Origin of the sequence: Bacillus sp. MYb78 (assembly GCF_002975115.1) — a bacterium.
Taxonomy (GTDB): Bacteria; Bacillota; Bacilli; order Bacillales; family Bacillaceae_G; genus Bacillus_A; species Bacillus_A cereus.
Window position 1 is genome coordinate 77,081 of the sequence record NZ_PCOB01000019.1, and the last position, 20,932, is coordinate 98,012.

A 20,932-nucleotide genomic window follows, 5' to 3' on the forward strand; every position below is an offset into this window, starting at 1 on the left:
CCTTTTAATTTTATAAAAAAATGACCAAATGAACAATACGGTCATATATTTAATTTGAGGAGGGTTTATAGAAAAATTATAATCATAATGAGAAAAAGTTGCATAGTAATAAGTTCGGGGATAAGGCATATGTATGAACAAGTATAGCCTTTTTGTTTGGGTGAAAATGACTATATGAACATTTTGGTCATTTATAAAAGGGGGAGAAATTATGAAAGGGAATCAGTTACTTCGGAAAGAGTTCACGGAAATTATAAAAAGTAAAAAAATATTAATTCCAATTATTGCGGTCTTATTCGTACCGATTTTATATGCAGGGATGTTTTTGTGGGCCTTTTGGGATCCGTATAAACAGTTAGATGACTTACCAGTTGCAGTAGTCAATTTAGATAAAGGCGCAGTATTTGATGGGAAACCAATTGAGGTCGGAAAAGGGCTCGTTGATAATTTAAAAGATAATAAAAGTTTTAAATGGGAGTTCGTAAGTGAAAAAGAAGCAAAGAAAGGAATGGAAGGTAGAAAGTATTACATGTTAGTGCGCATTCCAGATGACTTCTCAAGTAACGCTACAACGTTACTAAAAGACAATCCAAAGCCATTAAACTTAGAGTACATTCCAAACGAAAGCTTAAACTTCTTATCTTCACAAATTGGAGGAACAGCTATTGAAAAGATTAAAACTGAAGTATCAAGCACGTTAACGAAAACATATGCAGAGAAAATGTTTGATTCTATTAAAGACGTCTCAAAAGGATTAGCAGATGGAGCGGAAGGGGCAAATGAACTACATGACGGATCAAGTGAATTGCATGATGGTTCAAGTAAAGTGACGGATGGCCTTCATACACTTCAAGGGAAATCTGGGGAGATGAAGGATGGAGTTCAGAAATTAGCAGATGGATCTAATAAATTAGTAGATGGATCAGGCAAAGTAACAAATGGTTTAAATACGTTAAATAGCAAAACAGGTGAGATGCAGACGGGTATAGGGAAATTGCAAGATGGCTCCGGAAAAGTAACAGGCGGTTTAAATACGTTAAATAGCAAAACGGGTGAATTGCGTGATGGATCTGAGAAAGTGACTGGTGGCTTGAACAAACTAGTAAGTAAATCCGGCGAATTACAAACAGGAACAACTAATCTATCAAATGGTATGGGAAAACTTGTTGAAGGGCAAAGTCAATTAGAGAAAGGTTCTCAAGCGATTCAAAAGGGATTGCAGGATTTAAATAGTAACGTACAAAATTCTGCTGCAGGATTAGAGGAAATGCAGTCGAAAGTTCCTTCTATATTGAATGCAGTAAATGAGAAAATAGATGGAGCTGGAGAGAATGTAAATCAGTTAAATGAACTTACGCAATCAACAGCAGGAGATGCCAAAAATGCAGCGCAAGAGGTAGCGAATTTACAAAAGAAAATTGAGAGTTTACCGAAAGAATATCAAGAACAGTTACAACCATTCATAACAAGTGCCGTAAAAAGCACAGCGACAGTTCAGCAAAAAGCTACTGGAGTAGCAGGTGGAACAAATAAATTAAATGAAGAAGTAAAACAATTAAAAGGCGAAATAGATCAAAAAACAAGTGGATTGCAAAATAAATTACCAAATTCAGAAGGAGTAAAAACTCTAGCAGATGGTATTGAGAAACTAACAAATGCTCAAAATGAATTTGTTAGTAAGTTTTATGGATTTGGTGAGGGATTAGATAATGCAAAAATAGGTGCCGATAAATTAAAAGATGGATCAGTTCAATTAATTGATGGGATAACGCAATTACAAAGCGGATCAGGAAAGGTGACAGCAGGATTAGGTCAATTATCTGCAGGAGTAAATCAATTAGTAGATGGCTCAAGCCAAGTAACCGGCGGTTTGGGTACATTATCTGTAGGAACAAGCCAAATGACAGGTGGCATAACGCAGTTGGCAGACGGTTCAAGCCAAGTAACAACTGGCTTAGGTACTTTAAATGGTGGCTTAAATAAAATGTCAACGGGCTCGACCCAGCTAATCGACGGCGTAAATAAACTAGCAGACGGCTCAGGAAAAGTAACTGATGGACTAGTGAAAGTAAACGATGGTTCAGGTGAACTTGCTGAGAAACTTGGGGAAGGGGCAGAGAAAACTGGGGAAGTAAAAGGGACAGATAAAACGTATGATATGTTTGCAAGTCCTGTAAAAGTGAAGACAGAGAAAATGGCGGAAGTTCCTAACTACGGAACTGGATTTACGCCGTATTTCTTATCACTCGGTTTATTTGTTGGGGCATTATTATTATCTATCGTATACCCATTACGCGATACAGTTGGCGTTCCGAAATCAGGATTTAGTTGGTTTATTAGTAAGTTCGGCGTGTTACTATCAGTCGGTATTATTCAAGCGATAGTAGCAGATGTTATATTACTGTTCGGATTGGGTGTAGAAGTACAAAGCATTCCATACTTCATACTCTTTAGTATCATTACAAGTTTAGCGTTTATCGCATTAATTCAATGTTTAGTAACAGCTTTTGGTGATGCAGGTCGTTTTATCGCCATCATTACATTAATTATGCAGCTTACAACAAGTGCTGGAACATTCCCACTAGAGTTGATTCCGAAGTTTTTACAACCATTCAATGCTTGGTTACCGATGACATACTCTGTATCAGGATTGAAAGCAGTCGTATCGAGTGGAGACTTTAACTTCATGTGGCAAAACATAGGAATGCTCATGATCTTTATCGTTGTATTATCACTTGGAACAATCGCCTCCTTAACTTTGATGCACAAACGACAATTTAAAAATGTTGCTGAAAATCAATCGGTTGAAGCGTAAAAAAAGCACCTTTTTGGTGCTTTTTTCTTTTAATAGAGGGCATCTTCTCCTTAGTTCATCTATAAATCTTTCTAAAAGCTATAGAAACGAAAGAAAAGGAATTACAACAATTTACAGAGAAACATAGGGTAGAGGAGTTGATATGATGAGAGGCAATCTTACTTATTATTTTATCGTAAATCCGCTAATCATCTTTCTTGTTTATGCCCTTTCACCTATATTGTTTGATAAAGAAGTATATACAAGTATGAAAGATGCATTTGGAATACTTACGTTCTACTATGTGTTAATGGGTGGATATTACTTTATTGATATTTTAAGTGAAAAGATAAAGAAAAAAAGTGATGGAGGATAAAAAATGACTGAAAGTGAAATGAAATTCCGCGATACGACCATTCGTAACTTTTTCGATAAAGAGGATCGTTTAAAATCGATTCCAGGTCAAAAGAAGAAAAAACTAGTATTGTTGGAGCATTTAATAAGCAAGTTAAATGCTGAAAATCAATATACAGAAAAAGAAATTAATACATTTATAAAACAATATCATGATGATTTTTGTACAATTAGACGTGAATTTATTGTACAGGGGTTTATGGATAGAGAGGATAATATGTACCGTATAAACGGGAGAGAAGTTTGGACGAAGTGGGAGGAGTTAAAATAATGAATCAGCGAGGGGATCCTCGCTGATTATAAGCCTGTGCTAGTCTTGCTGTTTCTTTGTAGTAAGTCTATGAAAGCTTCAACATTCGAACTTGTAATGTATCCAAGCGTTATATATTCATCTTCATAATAAAATATTATTTTTTTGTCAAAGATTCTTCTCTTCGTTTCTATGGATAGAATTTTTTCATAATCAAATTCGGCAATGAATGTGTTTTTATATTGGCTAAAAAAGAGCAGTCTTCTATTAGTAGCAAGTAACATGCCAGGATACGGGACTTTATGCGTAATCATATAGCCAGTAAGTGAACATTTTAAAGTAGATAAAATTTTTTCTTCTTTATGTAATAGTTGTTTTGCAGCTGTTAAGATTGGGTTCATTCCATACATTCCTTTTATTTTGATGTATGAATATTGTATCAAGAGTAAAAAGATTCTCAATATGTAATATTGCATATTGGACGTTTTATAGTTTTAATATTATTTTTAAAAAGAAAAAGTACGAGGTGATTCAATGATACGGTTAGTAAAAGAGACTGATGCAGAAGCAATTATGAATATTAGAAAAGAAATTATATTATCGGAAACTACTACAAAATTTTTCATAGTATCCCCAAAGAAGTTACCGAATGATAGTAATGCAGAAAGAGAAAAGATACGGAAAAGCAATGAGAAAGGTAATCTTTATATCGTGTATGAAGTAGATGGGAAGGTAGTTGGCTTTTTACTTTTCAACCGATATGAACTAGAACGGTTACAACACGCAGGCACAATGGGAATGGGGATTAAAGAGGCGTATTGTAATCAAGGCATCGGCACGAAATTAATTGAATTTCTTATTAGTTGGGCTAAAGGGCAGAAAGGTTTAGAGAAAATTTGCTTAGGTGTAGTTTCTGTTAATGATCGGGCAATTAAAGTGTACAAACGTATGGGTTTTGTAGAAGAAGGAAGACAAAGAAAGCAAATAAAGTATGAAGATGGATCATATGGAGATGACGTATTGATGGGGTTTTATATTGAATAAAGGATATATGGTATTAAGAAAAGGAATGTACATAACGTAAATTTCTAAAAGTAGTATATTGCCCCTGCATTAACAGACTTTTTCCTATGTATAATATTAATATAGTAAAATCATAACAACCGATATTGCAGTTTCCAATAATATACTATATAATCAATTTAAGAAAACGTTTTCATGCAAAGGGGGAGAATTTCGTGTCGACTATAGAGGACGTGGCGAAATTAGCGGGGTTATCAAGGACAACGGTTTCTAGGGTGATTAATAATCATCCATATGTTTCAGATGAGAAGAAAAAAAGGGTTCAATTAGCAATGAAGCATTTAGGCTTCGTTCCTAATTCTGCGGCGAGAAGGCTTCGTAAACAAAAAACGGAAACAATTGCGGTGCTAGTTCCAAGGATTACAAATCCTTTCTTCAGTAGATTTATTGAAGCAATCGAGATTGCTGCTTCTGAACATAAATATAAACTGATTATTTGTCAAACAAGATATTTACCGGAAAAAGAGATGGAGTATTTACAATTATTATCTACGAAACAAGTAGATGGGATTATTCTATGTTCACTAGAAAATCCGTGGGAAGATGTAGAGCCATACTTACAGCACGGTCCAATCGTGTTGTGTAATGAATATATTGAGGAAGCAAATATTCCAACAGTGAAGTTTGATCATGCGCAAGGAGCATACATAGCTGCGAAGCATGTGTTAGATCAAGGATATCGTAATCTTATTTTTTGCCGTGGTAACGAAACCAAAGTCGTTAGCCAGCAGCGAAAAATGGGCTTTTTACGTGCAATAACTGAGAAGAGCCGCCAAGTAGAAGCGATTGACTTTCTCGAAAACGCTTTCTCTTGGGAAGATGGAAAACGAATATTCCATGAAGTATTGAAGGACAAAAAAAATCCTACCGCGATTTTGGCAGGAGGCGATGAGGTAGCAGCTGGAATTATCTCAGAGGCGAAACGCCATAACTGGAGCATTCCAGATGATCTCGCTGTTATCGGTTTTGATAATCAAATATTATCGCAGATTACAGAACCAGGTATTACGACAATTGAACAGCCAATTGATGAAATGGCCCGAAAAGTTGTCGACCTGATGATGGATAAAATCCATACGAAAAATTATCGAAAAAAAGAATTGTATGAGTTTGAACTGGAGCTCTTGGTGAAAGGTTCAACGATGAAGGATAAGATGTTATTAGCCTAGTAGACTATGTCTGCTAGGTTTTTTTATGTTCACAAACTACTATTCTTCGTGAACGCAATCGTCACATTTGTTATGGTATGCTTCGTGTTGCTCATCAATTTCTTTCCCACAGTGCGCACAAGTTTTCGTCGGTAAATTTCTGAAAAACTCCATTGGTTGATCGATCATGTCAATCCCTCCATTTCCATTTCTTACTATCATTGTATTAGTACAAAAAATAAAAGTCAACAACTGTTTTATAACAAAATTGAAAATTAATGAAAAAGTTTAGGAAATGGATTATAGTTAACAATGTAGGATGTAAGTAAAAAACTTTCTCAAGTACGGAGAAAAACTGCATTCCTACTCGGTTTTAGAAAGGATGGATACATATGAAAATGACTGTTGTCGGCTTTTGGGGCGGCTTTCCAGAAGCGGGAGAAGCAACGTCGGGGTATTTGTTTGAACACGATGGTTTTCGTTTACTTGTAGACTGTGGTAGTGGTGTACTAGCACAGCTTCAAAAATATATAACACCATCTCATATAGATGCAGTTGTACTGTCACACTATCATCACGATCATGTTGCGGACATTGGGGTATTGCAATATGCGAGATTAATTACGAGTGCGACAACAAGGCAACTACCGGAATTACCAATATACGGTCATACGTTTGACGAGAATGGATTCCATTCTTTAACACATGAACCACATACGAAAGGAATCGCGTACAATCCAGAAGAAACACTTCAAGTTGGACCGTTCTCGATTTCGTTCTTAAAAACTGTTCATCCTGTTACATGCTTTGCGATGCGTATTACAGCTGGAGATGATGCTGTAGTATACAGCGCTGATTCAAGTTATATTCCTGAATTCATTCCATTCACAAAAGATGCTGATCTTTTCATTTGTGAGTGTAATATGTATGCACATCAAGAGGCTGCAAAAGCAGGGCATATGAATAGTACAGAAGTAGCAAGTATTGCAAAAGATGCGAATGTAAAAGAACTTTTATTAACGCACTTACCGCATACAGGCAACCCATCTGATTTAGTAACAGAAGCAAAACAAATTTTCAGTGGCCATATTACGCTAGCGCATAGTGGCTACGTATGGAACTCATGAGGTGATACGATGTTATTTATTGATAATAAAGGAATTACAGATCCTAGAATAAACTTAGCGATCGAAGAATATTGTGTGAAGAATTTAGATATTAACGAAACATATTTACTGTTCTACATTAATGAGCCTTCGATTATCATTGGTAAAAATCAAAACACAGTAGAAGAAATTAATGCAGATTACGTAAAAGAAAAAGGTATTCATGTCGTTCGTCGTCTATCAGGCGGAGGCGCAGTATATCATGATTTAGGAAACTTAAACTTCAGTTTTATTACGAAAGATGATGGAGACAGTTTCAGCAACTTCAAAAAATTCACAGAGCCTGTAACGAAAGCGCTTAGTAAATTAGGTGTAAATGCAGAACTAAGTGGTCGTAACGACATTTTAGCTGAAGGTAGAAAAATTTCAGGTAACGCGCAGTTCTCAACGAAAGGTCGTATGTTCAGCCACGGTACGTTACTATTTGACTCTGAAATCGATCACGTCGTATCAGCGTTAAAAGTAAAAATGGATAAGATTCAATCAAAAGGTATTAAATCAATCCGTAGCCGCGTTGCGAACATTACAGAGTTTCTAAACGAAGAAATGACGACAGAAGAGTTTAGACAACTTCTTCTAGAAACAATTTTCGAAGGAGAAACAGAAATCCCAACGTATGAATTAACAGAAGAGGATTGGAAAGAAATCCATAAACTTTCTGAAGAGCGTTACCAAAATTGGGATTGGAACTACGGAAAATCACCGAAGTTCAACTTACAACATTCACACCGCTTCCCAGTTGGACAAGTTGACGTTCGCCTTGAAGTGAAAAAAGGAACAGTAACAGAATGTAAAATTTACGGCGACTTCTTCGGTTCACTAGATGTTCATGATATCGAAGAGCGTCTAACAGGCGTTCAGTTCGATAAAGATGCATTCACTGCAGCTTTAGAAGGCGTAGATATCGCACGCTACTTCGGTAACATTACAACAGAAGATTTCTTACATTTATTCTTCTAAAAATGAGGGAGGCTGCCATAAAGGCAGCCTCTTTCTTTTTATAGTTTTGTCGATATAATTCCATTTACCACAAAATGTATACTTACAGGACATCTGCCTCTTATAAAGGAATATATATATGAAAAGGAGGCGGATCGATATGAAAAGGGTCATACACATTGTAATATTGCTCGGATTCGTCATTGGGATTGCAGCGTGTAACAGTGAAACTTCCTCAAGTCGTACCCTTTTATCTATCGGAAAGCCAGCGCGGGATAATGTTATATATTTTACGCATACAGATAACAAACGAAAGATACAGGATATACAGGACAGGTTTCAAAATAAGGAATGGAAAAGAAATGAAACATTCAGCACTGTTAATAAAACGCCAGATGTCGTCTTATCAATAGATGAAAACAATAAAGGGTTACCGACGTTATATGTTACCGTGTATTTTCATGAAAATGGAGCGGACGTTTTGAATTTGTATGGAGAGTATACGAACTTAAATAAAGAGGAACTTAATAAACTTAGAGAAAAGATGAATGCATATTATCCTAAAATGATTTCTGGTCTAGTTTCATAAATTACTTGCGAACAAAATTCCCTTATCTTTCCAAAGTAAACCAAGAGAAGGTGATCTGTCTATATGCAGTTAATAGAATATCACTTGCCACTTTAATTTTCTTTTAATATAATTAATTTAGAATTTTTAAATATTCTAAATTTTATAAAGGTGGGGTTTTTGTGAATCTCGTTCAATCTTTGGCTGAAACGGCAAAAAAGAAGGGGGATAAACCGGCTTATATATTTATGGATCAGTCGGTCTCATATGACCAATTAAACAAAATGGTCACAAGGTTTTCTAGCAATTTAGCAGAAATGGGCATTGGAAAAGGGGACAATGTCGCATTAGTTGTTGGGAACTCACCACATTTTTTGGTCGGTTTATACGGAACAATGAAAGCCGGAGCAACTGTTATTCCAGTTAATCCAATTTATACAGCAGACGAAATGCATTACATTTTACAAAATGGAGATGTAAAAACAATCATCGTACTCGACGTCCTTCTACCTGTTATACAATCTCTTACAACAAGACTTCCTTCATTAGAAAACATCATCATATGCGAAACCTCATCAGAGTTTAACCATACAGAAACCGAAAAAATGAAAACGTTTACTAGTTTTGTGGGGGCTGGAGATTTACAATACGAAGGCCCTGAACTAGATGAAGAGGATGTAGCGGTTATCCTATACACTTCAGGTACAACTGGAAAACCGAAAGGCGCTATGCTCACACATAAAAATTTATATAGTAATGCGAATGATGTTGCGTCTTATTTACAATTTACTGCTGACGATCGCGTCGTTGCGGCACTGCCGATGTTCCATGTATTCTGTTTAACAGTTGCGGTAAATGCACCGATTGTGAACGGGGCAACGATTTTAATGCTACCGAAATTTAGTCCGAAAGAAGTATTCCGTATTTGTCGTACGTACGAACCAACGATCTTTGCTGGCGTACCGACGATGTACAATTATTTATATTTATTTGAAGAAGCAAGCGCAGAAGATGTGAAGACGCTTCGCCTTTGTATTTCCGGTGGTGCATCGATGCCTGTTGCTCTTCTGCAAAACTTTGAAAAACGTTTTAACGTTATTGTTTCAGAAGGATACGGTTTATCAGAAGCATCACCAGTTACTTGTTTCAACCCGCTAGATCGTCCTCGTAAACCAGGATCAATTGGCACAAATATTTGGCATGTAGAAAATAAAATTGTAAATGAACTTGGGGAAGAAGTATCTGTCGGCGCAGTCGGCGAATTAATCGTTCGCGGACCTAACGTTATGAAAGGATACTATAATGCACCAGAAGATACAGCTGCGACATTGAAAGACGGCTGGCTATATACAGGTGACTTAGCGAAAATGGATGAAGAAGGTTACTTCTATATTGTTGATCGTAAAAAAGATATCGTCTTAGTTGGCGGTTATAACGTATATCCTCGTGAAGTAGAAGAAGTATTATATACGCACGAATCAGTAGCGGAAGTTGTTGTAATCGGTGTTCCTGATGAAAACTTAGGAGAAGCTGTGCGAGCGTACGTCGTTTTGAAGCAAGCAAACGTAACAGAAGAAGAACTGATGCATTACTGTGCGTTACATTTAGCGAAATATAAAGTGCCGAAAAGCATTGAGTTTTTAATAGAATTGCCGAAGAATACCACGGGTAAGTTGTTAAGAAGAGCATTGAGAGAGAAAGCGATGCAAGTGTAAAAATGAGGCAACCATCTTTGAAGGTGGTTGCCTCATTTTTTTGTGCATTGATTAAGCTGTGGTGCCATATATTTAAAGCTTCATATGACCAACAAGGAGGAGATATACATAGAACAGAAGGGATTAACGCTTACGGCGAGTGCAATATCTTATTTGTGAAATTATTGATGAACTCTGAAAATGATAAGAACGGTAATTTTAATCAAAATGGAGTAATGAACCGTGAATCAATGGCTACGGTGTTAGTAAATGCATATAAATTAGAATGGAATGAAAATAGTAAGTTACCAAAAGAATTTGCTGATTTGAAAAATCATTGGGCTCAACGTATGCCAATATTTTAGTTTAATAAGAAAATTCAAATTCCAAGTTGACACATGTGAATTACAGAATTAAAATGAAAAGAAATCGAATAGAATACATTAGAAGCTAATCAGATAAACTGAAGGCGCACAATGTTCACATTTGTGAATATATTGTGTGCCTTTTTCTATTGTATAAACTAAGGGGGCTTAACGATGAAAAAGTGGGGAAAGACAGCGTTTATGAAAAGTACAGGTGTTTTATTATCAGCAGTTGTACTTTTATCAGGGTGTGGTTCGGCAACATCCACTAGTAATTCTGAAGGAAGTGGAGATAAAAAAACAGTTGAGCTTTTAAATGTTTCTTATGATCCAACGAGGGAGTTATATCAAGATTTCAATAAAGATTTTGCGAAGTATTGGAAAGAGAAGCATGGGCAAACAGTAAATGTAAAACAATCACACGGGGGATCTGGAAGTCAAGCGCGCTCTGTTATTGATGGCTTAGAAGCAGACGTTGTTACACTAGCACTTGCTTATGATATTGATGCCATTAGCAAGAAAAAACAATTAGCAGAAGATTGGCAGAAGCGACTTGCGAATAATTCCACTCCATACACGTCAACAATTGTATTTCTTGTTCGAAAAGGAAACCCGAAAGGAATTAAAGACTGGGATGACTTAACGAAAAAAGGTGTGTCTGTCATTACACCAAACCCAAAAACATCAGGCGGAGCACGTTGGAACTATTTAGCGGCGTGGGGATACGCATTGAAAAAATATAATAATAGTGAAGATAAGGCGAAAGAGTTTGTTAGCCAAATTTATAAAAACGTAGAAGTATTAGATTCAGGAGCGCGCGGAGCAACGACAACATTTGTTGAAAAAGGAATTGGAGACGTATTAATCGCGTGGGAAAATGAAGCGTTATTATCTCAAAAAGAGCTTGGAAAAGATAAATTTGAAATTGTAACCCCTTCTATTAGTGTACTTGCAGAACCACCAGTAGCGGTTGTAGATAAAGTCGTTGATAAAAAAGGAACGAAAAAAGTAGCAGAAGGATACCTGGAATATTTGTACTCAGAAAAAGGGCAGGAAATTGCGGCGAAAAACTTTTATCGCCCGCGCAATGAAAAAGTAGCAGAAAAATATGCATCCCAATTTCCGAAAGTTCAATTATTTACAGTAGATGAACTATTTGGTGGCTGGAAAAAAGCACAAGAAAAACACTTTAATGACGGCGGCGTATTCGATAAAATTTATCAAAAATAATGCGTACTGCTAAAGGGGGATGAGGTGAAAGAGGATGAGGAAGAAGCGTGTTTTACCAGGGTTTGGATTATCGCTTGGATTTACAATGTTGTACATGAGCTTATTCGTACTTATACCACTTTCTATCGTATTTATTCAAACTTCACAGTTAGGTTGGAAGAAGTTCGCTGGGGTTATAACGAACGAGCGTGTGTTGCATTCCTATCAAGTTAGTTTTACAACTTCATTTGCAGCTGCTATTGTAAATGCCATTTTCGGTTTATTAATAGCTTGGGTGCTCGTACGCTACAAATTTCCAGGGAAACGACTATTAGATGGACTCATTGATTTACCGTTTGCACTTCCGACAGCTGTAGCTGGTATTACACTTACAACGCTTTATGCGGAAAATGGATGGATTGGGAAAATATTTAGTCTGTTTCATATAAAAGTAGCTTTTACACCACTCGGAATTATCGTTGCGCTTACTTTTATCGGTTTACCATTTGTCGTTCGAATGGTGCAACCAGTGCTGCAAAATATTGATAAAGAAGTAGAAGAAGCGGCTTCGAGTTTAGGTGCATCCCGCTTACAAATATTTGTGAAAATCATTTTACCAGAAATCTTTCCCGCTCTTCTTGCCGGTTTTTCACTCGCATTTGCAAGAGCATTAGGAGAATACGGATCTGTCGTTTTCATCGCAGGTAATATGCCGATGAAAACAGAAATTGCACCACTGATGATTATGACGAAACTAGAACAATATGATTATGCGGGGGCAACAGCTGTAGCGACCGTGATGCTTATTATTTCTCTCCTTTTCCTTCTTCTTATTAATATGATTCAAAGCTGGAGTAGAAGGCATGAACTAAAAAGTGAATAGGAGGAGAGAAAATGGAACCAACATTATTAGAAAAGAAAATAGTAAAAAGCGTATCAGCTAAAAAAGAATCTAAGCTTGTACCAGGCATATTAATTACGATTACAGTTTTATTTTTATCTCTCTTTCTATTACTGCCACTCATAACTATTTTTCTAAAAGCCTTTGAAAGAGGGATGGATGTATACATTGCCGCTATTACAGATCAAGAAGCATTTTCAGCAATTAGATTAACGCTTCTCGTTGCGTTAATCGTTGTGCCTCTTAATACGATATTTGGGGTAGCGGCCGCGTGGCTTATTACAAAGTTTCAGTTTAAAGGAAAACAAGTATTACTCTCTCTTATTGAACTGCCGTTTGCTGTGTCACCAGTTATCGCAGGATTAGTATTCGTCTTACTTTTCACACCGAGGGGTGCTCTTGGCGAATGGTTACTTGAACATGGAGTGAAACTCATTTTCTCTGTACCAGGCATTATTATCGCAACAATCTTTGTAACCTTCCCGTTCGTTGCACGTGAATTAATTCCGATTATGCAGGCACAAGGGAAAAGTGAAGAAGAGGCAGCCTTATCACTTGGCGCAAGTGGCTGGAAAATGTTTTGGTGCGTTACGCTTCCAAATATAAAATGGGGTCTTTTGTACGGCATGATTCTATGTAATGCCCGTGCTATCGGTGAGTTTGGAGCCGTTTCTGTCGTATCAGGTCACGTGCGCGGTATTACGAACACGATGCCGCTCCATATTGAAATTTTGTACAATGAATATCAATTTTCAGCAGCATTTGCAGTAGCGACGTTAATGTCATTAATTGCAGTGTTTACACTCGTTATAAAAAACTGGATTGAATGGCGAATGGAAAAACGACAATAGGAGGGGGATTACGGTGAGTATTCAAATTCAAGGTGTATCAAAGCAATATGGTACATTTCAAGCACTAACAGACATTCATTTGGATATTCCAAAAGGCGAACTTGTTGCCTTATTAGGCCCGTCAGGTTCTGGGAAAACGACGTTATTACGCATTATTGCAGGATTAGAAGAAGCGGATGGAGGCTCTATTTCATTTGATGGAGAAGATTTAACAGACATTCACGTGAAAAACAGGCAAGTCGGTTTCGTCTTTCAGCACTATGCGCTCTTTAAGCATATGAATGTATTTGAGAATGTCGCTTTCGGTTTAAAAGTAAGAAAGAAAAGCTTAAGACCGTCAGCAGAAGCGATAGAAGAAAAGGTCACAGAATTATTAAAGCTCGTAAAAATGGATGGCTTTGCTAAACGTTATCCAGCGCAATTATCTGGTGGACAACGTCAACGTATTGCACTAGCCCGGGCACTTGCAGTCGAACCGAAAATTTTATTACTCGATGAACCGTTCGGTGCACTCGATGCAAAGGTGAGAAAAGAATTACGAAGATGGCTCCGAAAATTACATGACGAATTTCAAATTACGAGCGTATTTGTAACACATGATCAAGAAGAGGCGTTAGACGTTGCAGACCGCATCGTTGTAATGAATGAAGGTTGCATTGAACAAATGGGAACACCGGAAGAAGTATATGAAAACCCAGCAAGTCCGTTTGTATATGACTTTTTAGGAAATGTAAATTTATTTCACGGCCGTGTTCATAAAGGAAAGCTAAATGTAGGATCGGTCGAACTAGAAGCACCAGAGCATAAGCACGTTTCCAACGTAGACGGAATAGCCTACGTAAGGCCGCATGACTTATCAATATCTCGTACGAAACAAAGCATAGATGCAATCCCGGCAAAAGTATCTTATTCTCACGCAGTCGGAAATGTCGTATATGTAGAATTAAAACGAGACGGAACAGATGAATATTTAGAAGCAGAAATTACGAAAGAACAGTTCAAGCAGCTGAACATTCAAGCGGGTGATTTCGTATACGTACAGCCGAAAGAAGTGAAAGTGTTTATTCCGGAGGATTTTGTAATTTAAATAAAAACCGAACCGTCATCTAAGTGGCGGTTCGGTTTTCTTTATTTTTTCTCTACCAATTTTTTATTCTTCCAATCTAGTGTGAATAATTTGTTAAATGTTTTTTGATCAACGTCTTTTACGTTGTTTCCAACCCAGTTTGCAGTTCCGAATGTGTAGCCTGGACGAAGTTGGTAATCGTCGGCGTGTTTTGTATAAGCGACTTGTAAGTTAGATTGATCTGTATTTTTTTCAGAGATAACAACAGCAATCATACCAGGAGAGAAACCGCTATTTGTTAATGCTGGAAGTTGATCCATCGGTATTAAATTACCTTTTGCATCAGATTCATATAGGTATGTGCGAGAGTACATGAAAAGTTGGTTTCCATATAAAGAATGATAGGAGTCACGTGTGTAAATACCCCAGTTTTGATTGTTATATCCGTTAAAGAATACGTTCCACTTTACGTTTTTGTTTGTTTGGTCAATTAAATTTGTTTTATAACTAGTTTGTTTATAGCTTACAGAGTCAGACCAAGTGACTTGACCAGTTGCACCAGCTTCACCGCTAGGGCCATTAGGCGTTACAGAAGCTTTAACAGAGCCACCAAGTTGATAAGATACGCTAGATGTTACAGTCGTTTCTTCTACAGCATTTGTAGGCGCTACGTTAAAGAAACGAGCGCTGTTATCTTGAAGGTTAAATGCAACATCATATTGTGAAGGATAACGTAATGTTGCACTAGCGCCAGGGATTGGGTAGTTATCAATAGGTGCATCACTTATAGTAGGATTTGCTTTTAGAAAACTACCAGTTGTATTAATAACGGCAATCTGTTTATCAGCGCTTGGATCATCGATAAAAGTTACCTTTAAAGACATTGTCATATTATCAGCTTGATCATTATTAAATGTATTATAGCTCGTATGTGTTTTTGCATTTTGCCCGATATCTGTTACAACTTGTGACGTCGTTTGAGCGTAAGTAGCAGGTGTTGAAAGAGTTACAGCACTACTAGCAAAAACAGCGGATAATGCTAAACATTTTAAGTAGGTTTTAGAACGTTTCATACAATCACTTCCTTTTATCTTTGTCGATATATGTCGTATTACATTTATATCGTAACATGGAAATAAAACGGAATGGATGGTTATGCATAATTGCATAGATGAGTTTTGAAGGATAAAGATAATAGAATTTCATCCAACACTTAAGACTCAAAAATGTCCATTACAGCCGTTCTTAAAAATTTTAAGACAATATGTTTATCAATGTTCTTATTCTGAAGATTGAAGCGCTTAATATGTACGTTATAAGTGCATAACAAGTTATAATAAAAGAAATCAATAAGGAGGCTGGCTGTGAAGAATCTTCGTTATCTCAATATATTTACCATATTAATTATATACACACTACTTATGTTTTACATCGGCTGGAACGGATGGGTTTGGCTTCATGCGGTATTTGGCTGGGAATCTTGGGGATATTATGCTTTCATAGTCGCATTTATTTCATATGCGTACATTCTTGTGCAAGTGTTTAAGTTTTTGCCATTTCTGCGAACGATAGGTTCGATTTGGTTTGCGGTCATACAATATGCGCTTATGTTGTTGCCATTAGCTGATATTATGGTCTTTCTTTTACAGTTTTCAGTAGAGAAAGAAGCGGCAATTATTTGGACAGGGGCGGCTGTGATAGTTGCATTTATCTTTATCTTTGCGTATGGAGTATTTAATGCGTATAGTCCGGTAGTAAGAAAGTACGAGGTGCACATACCGAAAAAGGTAGAGGGGCGTAAAAGTTTACGCATTGCGATGGCTTCTGATATGCATTTCGGTAAACTGTCTGGCGTTTCGCATTTAAAAAGACTTGTTCGTCATGTAAATGAGATGGAACCTGATATTATTTTACTGCCAGGTGATATTATCGACGATCATCCAGGTGTGTTCATTCAAAAGAATATGGGACCAATCATGAAACAAATGAAAGCACCATTAGGCGTATATGGCGTATTAGGAAACCATGAATATTACGGCAGAGCAGTTCCAGAGTTTTTACAAGAGATGGATAAGATTGATATTCGTATTCTTTTAGATGAAGTAATTACAATTGAAGATGACTTTTATCTCGTTGGAAGAAGAGATAAAACAGAGCGAGATCGCCGAAGCTTTGAACAATTAATGAGTACGGTAGATAAATCGATGCCTGTTATCGCAATGGATCACCAGCCATTTGAGTTGAAACAAGCAGCAGCGTCAGGTGTAGATTTATTATTATCCGGTCATACGCACCGCGGACAAATGGCGCCCAATCATATTGTAACGAGAAGAATGTACGAGCTAGACTGGGGATACGCACAAAAAGGCGCGTTCCACGCAATTGTTTCTTCTGGATTTGGATTTTGGGGACCCCCGCTTAGACTTGGTAGTAGGTCGGAGATTGTGCAGGTAGAAGTTACATTTGAATAGGGGTTATGAAATAGAGAGCTGATGGCTCTCTATTTTTTCAATAAAAACAAATAACAATAAATGTTTATGTTGGTGCTAATTTCATAAAAGAGATACGATTATAAGACTCGATTAAAATAAAGGGGGATTGTAAGTGATCATATCAGATGTACTATACGGAGAATTTGAAGTGGATCAAGTAGTAGAAGAATTAATTTCAAGTAAGTCTATGCAAAGACTAAAGGGAATTCATCAAGCAGGCGCAAGTTACTTAGTGAACGAGAAATGGAATGTAACGCGCTTTGATCATTCAGTTGGTGTTATGTTATTAGTTAAAAAACTAGGTGGTTCAGTAGAAGAACAGATCGCTAGTTTACTGCATGACGTATCACATACTGCTTTTTCCCACGTGATTGATTACGTTTTTGATAATGAAGATGAAAGTTACCATGAAGAGATATTTAGTTCTGTTGTGAAAAACTCAGAAATTCCAGCGATCCTTGTGAAGCATGGTTATAACTATGAAGATATTTTATTAGATGATTCGAAGTGGACATTACTAGAAAGGTCAGCGCCCGAATTATGCGCAGATCGAGTAGATTATACGTTACGAGATATGTATACATATGGGTATATTTCTTTAGAAGAAGTCCATAGTTTTTTAGAGGATGTCATCGCAGTAGAGGGGAAAATGGTCCTTCAAAGTATCGAAATGGCAGAGTGGTTTACAGAAACGTATTACAAAGAAGTAATCGATTTCTTTATGAAACCAATGAATATTTACGGAAATGATATGTTAGCGAAAATGTTAAAGGTAGCTCTTCATAAAAGGATTATTCATGCAGATGATTTTCTTCTTGAAGATGAGGAGCTTATTTCGAAATTGCAGCAATGTAATGATTCAGAAGTCCATGCTTTATTAAGAAAAGTTCATCCGAATGTAAAAGTAAAAGAAGATAGAGACGATTACGATTTGTATCAGAAAAATAAAGTCCGTCTTATTGATCCTCCGTTACTTCGTGAAGGTGAAGTTGTTCAATCGTCTGTCGTATCGGAAAAAATAAAACAGATGAGCGAGGTCGCTTATGAAAAGGCGGTGAGAGGGATGTATGTGAAAGTGATTTCGAATTAAAAAGAAGTAGCGCATCGTTTTTAGAGCGCTACTTCTTTTTTATTAATAATCAAACCAATTCCAAATCTCAATATCTCCAAGAGTCGCATAACGTACGTGCGGGGAGTTTTGTAATTTTAATAACTCTTTCGACGGGCCAGTAATAACAATTCCGTATATTTTTACACCGTTCTCTTTTACATACTCATAACGCTTATCTAAGTTCAGCTCTTTTTCAAGAGTCCAAGTAGTTTTACTTACAGTTTTTTTATGCTCAGAAAGAATGCGCATCATTTCGATTACTTCATCTTCTTTTGTCTTCGGTCGTTCTGCTTCACTATCAGGGAGGTTTATATGTTCTGGAAATCCGATAACCTCTCCGCCATGTAGGATGAAATCTTCCTCATCTATTCTCTCTTGTCCTGTGTCTAAAGCGTACCATACAGGAGTTGGTGGCATTTCTTGTGCTTCAAATGTGCTATATAGAATAGATTCTAATTCTTGTAAAGTGTAAAGTTTGTCAAAAGATATCGCTACTTCTGCAACGGTTCCCTCATGTACTTTTGCAAGTGTATCCCACACTTTTTTAGATGGTTCTTTCAAATGATCACCTTGCTTTATTTTCGGATGAACAAAGGAAAGTTTAGAGTAATTCAATTTGTTTGCCCAAGATTTATTTGTAACAGTTACAGACGATAAGAAGCTTTTCGTTGTTACTGTACCGAATTGAACTTCTTTTTTGCCGACAGTTTTAACTAAATTCATTTCATTTTCTGTACGGAAAAAGGGTTTGATTTTTGTACTGCCTCCAGTGGAACGAATATTTGGAATTGTTGCTTCTAGTGCGAGTGTTGGAATCTCATTTACTTCAGCTAACTTTTTCATATTATTGAAGTAAAGAGAAGATGAAAAATGATCGGCAAAATAGATTGCTATACAAACCGCAAGAACAAAACTAACAGTTTGCCAACGCTGTTTCCATTTTATTTTCCAAAATGGGACATTAAGATTTTGTGGTGGTAGTCTTTTCTTGATCGGTGCACTCTTCGTAAGCAATTCATCCAAATACACTTCACATTCCTCACAAGTCTCTATATGATTTTCTAATTCTTCTTGTTCATCACGTGTGAGCGTTCCGTTTTCGTACTTCTCCCATAGTGTTTTAAATTCTGCACATCCCATCTGTATCACTCCTCTATGTTTCTCGCTTCTTTCCGTCCGCGGTGTAATTCAATTTTCACTTTCGCTAATGAGAGACCGGTCATTTCTGCTATTTCTTTATACGAGAATCCGTAGTAATCTCGTAGTAGTAGGACATTTCGTCTTTCGAGCGGAATAGAAGATAAACTTTCTAACCAACTGGCGATCTCAAATTTTACGAAATATTCATGTTCTGTACTTGGCACGTTTGGTAAATGGAATTCTTCCACTGTAGTTGTTTTATATTTTTTTTCTTTTCGATACCAATCGATAAAGGCGTTGTAGGCTATTGTAAATAACCACGGCCTAATTTCTTCGCCTTTATAATAATCAATATGGACGAGCATGCGGTAAAAGGTTTCCTGCATGAGATCTTCAGCAAAATGAGAATCTCCGGTTAGGGAGAGAAGATAGCGAAATAAATCATGCATATGATCTGAATAAATGTCTTCTAATGATTGTTTGCGTTTCACTAATTTCCCTCCCTTCATACATAACAACGAAATACATATAAAAAAGTTACAATTTTTTATGGAATTATAGTAAAAAACGTCAAGAATTGGATTGCGTTCTCTTTTATCATAATACATATAAGGCGGGTGAACAGAGATGGAAAGCTATGAAACACAAATTCAAAGGTCAATTGATTATATTGAGGAAGATGTAATGGAAAAACAAACGCTGCGTAATTTAGCTCGCATTGCAGGTTTTTCTGAGTCGCATTTTCACCGTGTATTTCAGGCATTAGTAGGTGATACAGTAATGGAGTATGTTCGAAAGAGGAGGTTAGCCCGGGCAGCTTATCAACTTTCTCATACGGATGAAAAAGTTATTGATATCGCGTTTGAACATGGCTTTCAATCTCACGAAACGTTCACGAGAGCCTTTAAAAAATTATTTCAAATGACACCGAGTGAATATCGAAAACAAGAAATCGAAACACCGATGTATTACAGAGTGAATGTAAAGCAAAGAAAATTAAATCCGTATTTAGGGGGCATACAAATGGAATATCGTATTGTAAATAAACCAGAATTTTTAGTGGCGGGTTATGAATTGAAGACGACAAGTAAAGAAGGGAAAAACCATCAAGACATTCCAGTATTTTGGCAAGAATATTTACAAAAAGATCTTGGGACAACAATTCCCAATCGTAAAGATACGAGCCAATGGGTAGAGCTTGGATTATGTACTGATTTTAATTTAGAAACAGGGGACTTCACTTACATTATCGGAATGGAAGTTACAGACTTTGAAAATGTACCAAATGAAATTGCGAAGCGTACTTTCCCGGCAGCAACATATGCAGTATTTACAACGCCGAAAGTTCCTCATGAAGAAATGGTATCGTCTATCCACCAAACTTGGAATGCAGTATTCTCAGAATGGTTCCCGCATTCAGGGTATGAACATTGCGGAGTTACAGAGTTTGAACTGTACGATGAGCGTTGCCACGAAGATAAGAGTGAGTTTGCACAAGTAGAGCTTTGGATACCGGTGAAGAAAAAGTAATAGGGTAAGAGCGAATCATTGGGAGATGGTTCGTTTTTTTTATAAGTGGATTGTTAAATTTGTATTGTTTTATCTGTAATACATATGAAAATGGTAAAATAAAATAGCAATTAAATATTGCGGGTGGAAGGTTATGCCCTTTCTTCATTTTGTGAAGAAAGACCAACTATGAAAAGTCAAGGGGACATTTTCAAAAAATATTGCTAGAGGA

General features: G+C 36.8%; 22 protein-coding genes and 1 pseudogene. 17 read left to right on the top strand and 6 right to left on the bottom strand.

Going from position 1 to position 20,932, the window contains the following annotated elements; translation table 11 throughout:
• The first annotated feature begins 211 nt into the window (after positions 1-211).
• The 3 genes from CQ064_RS25930 (at position 212) to CQ064_RS25940 (ending at position 3,479) form a co-directional block, all read left to right on the top strand.
• Positions 212-2,815, top strand: a complete 2,604-nt coding sequence (locus tag CQ064_RS25930; protein WP_000678074.1) for a YhgE/Pip domain-containing protein — start codon at positions 212-214, stop codon at positions 2,813-2,815.
• A gap of 142 nt (positions 2,816-2,957) precedes the next feature.
• A complete protein-coding gene (locus CQ064_RS25935) occupies positions 2,958-3,170 on the top strand; it encodes a hypothetical protein (protein WP_014481972.1) in 213 nt (70 codons plus the stop codon).
• A 3-nt stretch (positions 3,171-3,173) separates the two neighbouring features.
• Positions 3,174-3,479: a DUF2087 domain-containing protein gene (locus CQ064_RS25940; RefSeq protein ID WP_000140289.1), complete on the top strand. Its 306-nt coding sequence runs from the start codon at positions 3,174-3,176 to the stop codon at positions 3,477-3,479.
• A 26-nt stretch (positions 3,480-3,505) separates the two neighbouring features.
• On the opposite strand, the gene CQ064_RS25945 is transcribed toward CQ064_RS25940, so the two are convergent.
• The gene (locus CQ064_RS25945; RefSeq protein WP_001068221.1) at positions 3,506-3,859 is read right to left on the bottom strand and encodes a PH domain-containing protein; all 354 of its coding nucleotides are present in this window, start codon (positions 3,857-3,859) and stop codon (positions 3,506-3,508) included.
• Between the two features lie 133 nt (positions 3,860-3,992).
• Between CQ064_RS25945 and CQ064_RS25950 the strand changes: the two genes are divergently transcribed.
• Both CQ064_RS25950 and CQ064_RS25955 read left to right on the top strand, forming a co-directional pair.
• A complete protein-coding gene (locus CQ064_RS25950; RefSeq protein ID WP_000620470.1) occupies positions 3,993-4,502 on the top strand; it encodes a GNAT family N-acetyltransferase in 510 nt (169 codons plus the stop codon).
• Positions 4,503-4,696: 194 nt separating this feature from the next.
• Positions 4,697-5,710 carry a LacI family DNA-binding transcriptional regulator gene (locus CQ064_RS25955; RefSeq protein ID WP_000103715.1) on the top strand — a complete coding sequence of 338 codons (1,014 nt, stop codon included), beginning with the start codon at positions 4,697-4,699 and terminating at the stop codon, positions 5,708-5,710.
• 39 nt (positions 5,711-5,749) lie between these two features.
• Here CQ064_RS25955 and yhfH read toward each other — a convergent pair whose 3' ends face one another.
• Positions 5,750-5,878 (bottom strand): protein YhfH, encoded by a 129-nt coding sequence (gene yhfH / locus CQ064_RS25960; protein WP_000567010.1) that lies wholly within the window; start codon positions 5,876-5,878, stop codon positions 5,750-5,752.
• Positions 5,879-6,081: 203 nt separating this feature from the next.
• Between yhfH and CQ064_RS25965 the strand changes: the two genes are divergently transcribed.
• From CQ064_RS25965 to CQ064_RS26005, 9 genes are all read left to right on the top strand, one after another.
• The gene (locus CQ064_RS25965; protein ID WP_000784690.1) at positions 6,082-6,816 is read left to right on the top strand and encodes an MBL fold metallo-hydrolase; all 735 of its coding nucleotides are present in this window, start codon (positions 6,082-6,084) and stop codon (positions 6,814-6,816) included.
• A 9-nt stretch (positions 6,817-6,825) separates the two neighbouring features.
• A complete protein-coding gene (lplA, locus tag CQ064_RS25970) occupies positions 6,826-7,815 on the top strand; it encodes a lipoate--protein ligase (protein WP_000897280.1) in 990 nt (329 codons plus the stop codon).
• 139 nt (positions 7,816-7,954) lie between these two features.
• Positions 7,955-8,383 (top strand): hypothetical protein, encoded by a 429-nt coding sequence (locus tag CQ064_RS25975; protein WP_000832166.1) that lies wholly within the window; start codon positions 7,955-7,957, stop codon positions 8,381-8,383.
• Between the two features lie 161 nt (positions 8,384-8,544).
• Complete coding sequence (locus CQ064_RS25980; RefSeq protein ID WP_001055187.1) at positions 8,545-10,077, top strand: fatty acid--CoA ligase family protein; 1,533 nt, start codon at positions 8,545-8,547, stop codon at positions 10,075-10,077.
• Between the two features lie 167 nt (positions 10,078-10,244).
• Complete coding sequence (locus CQ064_RS34335) at positions 10,245-10,421, top strand: hypothetical protein (protein ID WP_003269765.1); 177 nt, start codon at positions 10,245-10,247, stop codon at positions 10,419-10,421.
• 174 nt (positions 10,422-10,595) lie between these two features.
• Positions 10,596-11,651 carry a sulfate ABC transporter substrate-binding protein gene (locus CQ064_RS25990; RefSeq protein ID WP_000758702.1) on the top strand — a complete coding sequence of 352 codons (1,056 nt, stop codon included), beginning with the start codon at positions 10,596-10,598 and terminating at the stop codon, positions 11,649-11,651.
• A gap of 34 nt (positions 11,652-11,685) precedes the next feature.
• Positions 11,686-12,513 (top strand): sulfate ABC transporter permease subunit CysT, encoded by an 828-nt coding sequence (gene cysT / locus CQ064_RS25995; protein ID WP_001227879.1) that lies wholly within the window; start codon positions 11,686-11,688, stop codon positions 12,511-12,513.
• Positions 12,514-12,524: 11 nt separating this feature from the next.
• Entirely contained in the window at positions 12,525-13,382 is an 858-nt protein-coding gene (cysW, locus tag CQ064_RS26000; RefSeq protein ID WP_000433823.1) for a sulfate ABC transporter permease subunit CysW, read from the top strand.
• A gap of 13 nt (positions 13,383-13,395) precedes the next feature.
• Entirely contained in the window at positions 13,396-14,469 is a 1,074-nt protein-coding gene (locus CQ064_RS26005) for a sulfate/molybdate ABC transporter ATP-binding protein (protein WP_000027095.1), read from the top strand.
• Positions 14,470-14,510: 41 nt separating this feature from the next.
• Here the strand turns inward: CQ064_RS26005 and cytK2 are convergent, their stop codons facing one another.
• Both cytK2 and CQ064_RS34340 read right to left on the bottom strand, forming a co-directional pair.
• A complete protein-coding gene (gene cytK2 / locus CQ064_RS26010) occupies positions 14,511-15,521 on the bottom strand; it encodes a beta-channel forming cytolysin CytK2 (protein ID WP_000830633.1) in 1,011 nt (336 codons plus the stop codon).
• A gap of 143 nt (positions 15,522-15,664) precedes the next feature.
• A pseudogene (locus tag CQ064_RS34340) lies at positions 15,665-15,778 on the bottom strand (TetR family transcriptional regulator); the annotation flags it as partial.
• A 34-nt stretch (positions 15,779-15,812) separates the two neighbouring features.
• Between CQ064_RS34340 and CQ064_RS26020 the strand changes: the two are divergent.
• Together CQ064_RS26020 and CQ064_RS26025 are read left to right on the top strand one after the other, a co-directional pair.
• Positions 15,813-16,919: a metallophosphoesterase gene (locus CQ064_RS26020; RefSeq protein WP_000793730.1), complete on the top strand. Its 1,107-nt coding sequence runs from the start codon at positions 15,813-15,815 to the stop codon at positions 16,917-16,919.
• 133 nt (positions 16,920-17,052) lie between these two features.
• A complete protein-coding gene (locus CQ064_RS26025) occupies positions 17,053-18,030 on the top strand; it encodes an HD domain-containing protein (protein ID WP_000587067.1) in 978 nt (325 codons plus the stop codon).
• A 42-nt stretch (positions 18,031-18,072) separates the two neighbouring features.
• On the opposite strand, the gene CQ064_RS26030 is transcribed toward CQ064_RS26025, so the two are convergent.
• Positions 18,073-19,191, bottom strand: coding sequence for an anti-sigma factor (locus CQ064_RS26030; protein ID WP_000501659.1), 1,119 nt, complete (start codon positions 19,189-19,191; stop codon positions 18,073-18,075).
• A 5-nt stretch (positions 19,192-19,196) separates the two neighbouring features.
• A complete protein-coding gene (locus CQ064_RS26035; RefSeq protein ID WP_003269770.1) occupies positions 19,197-19,700 on the bottom strand; it encodes an RNA polymerase sigma factor in 504 nt (167 codons plus the stop codon).
• Between the two features lie 118 nt (positions 19,701-19,818).
• On the opposite strand from CQ064_RS26035, the gene CQ064_RS26040 reads away from it, so the two are divergent.
• Positions 19,819-20,721, top strand: a complete 903-nt coding sequence (locus CQ064_RS26040; protein ID WP_000446842.1) for an AraC family transcriptional regulator — start codon at positions 19,819-19,821, stop codon at positions 20,719-20,721.
• Positions 20,722-20,932: the final 211 nt, after the last annotated feature.

Coding starts and splice junctions, on each gene's coding strand:
- CQ064_RS25945 (WP_001068221.1), bottom strand. CDS start 3,859: ATGAACCCAATCTTAACAGCTGCAAAACAACTATTACATAAAGAAGAA.
- CQ064_RS25965 (WP_000784690.1), top strand. CDS start 6,082: ATGAAAATGACTGTTGTCGGCTTTTGGGGCGGCTTTCCAGAAGCGGGA.
- CQ064_RS26040 (WP_000446842.1), top strand. CDS start 19,819: ATGGAAAGCTATGAAACACAAATTCAAAGGTCAATTGATTATATTGAG.
- CQ064_RS26035 (WP_003269770.1), bottom strand. CDS start 19,700: ATGAAGGGAGGGAAATTAGTGAAACGCAAACAATCATTAGAAGACATT.
- cysT (WP_001227879.1), top strand. CDS start 11,686: ATGAGGAAGAAGCGTGTTTTACCAGGGTTTGGATTATCGCTTGGATTT.
- yhfH (WP_000567010.1), bottom strand. CDS start 5,878: ATGATCGATCAACCAATGGAGTTTTTCAGAAATTTACCGACGAAAACT.
- CQ064_RS25930 (WP_000678074.1), top strand. CDS start 212: ATGAAAGGGAATCAGTTACTTCGGAAAGAGTTCACGGAAATTATAAAA.
- CQ064_RS26030 (WP_000501659.1), bottom strand. CDS start 19,191: ATGGGATGTGCAGAATTTAAAACACTATGGGAGAAGTACGAAAACGGA.
- CQ064_RS25950 (WP_000620470.1), top strand. CDS start 3,993: ATGATACGGTTAGTAAAAGAGACTGATGCAGAAGCAATTATGAATATT.
- lplA (WP_000897280.1), top strand. CDS start 6,826: ATGTTATTTATTGATAATAAAGGAATTACAGATCCTAGAATAAACTTA.
- CQ064_RS25975 (WP_000832166.1), top strand. CDS start 7,955: ATGAAAAGGGTCATACACATTGTAATATTGCTCGGATTCGTCATTGGG.
- CQ064_RS25990 (WP_000758702.1), top strand. CDS start 10,596: ATGAAAAAGTGGGGAAAGACAGCGTTTATGAAAAGTACAGGTGTTTTA.
- CQ064_RS25935 (WP_014481972.1), top strand. CDS start 2,958: ATGATGAGAGGCAATCTTACTTATTATTTTATCGTAAATCCGCTAATC.
- CQ064_RS34335 (WP_003269765.1), top strand. CDS start 10,245: ATGAACTCTGAAAATGATAAGAACGGTAATTTTAATCAAAATGGAGTA.
- cysW (WP_000433823.1), top strand. CDS start 12,525: ATGGAACCAACATTATTAGAAAAGAAAATAGTAAAAAGCGTATCAGCT.
- CQ064_RS25940 (WP_000140289.1), top strand. CDS start 3,174: ATGACTGAAAGTGAAATGAAATTCCGCGATACGACCATTCGTAACTTT.
- cytK2 (WP_000830633.1), bottom strand. CDS start 15,521: ATGAAACGTTCTAAAACCTACTTAAAATGTTTAGCATTATCCGCTGTT.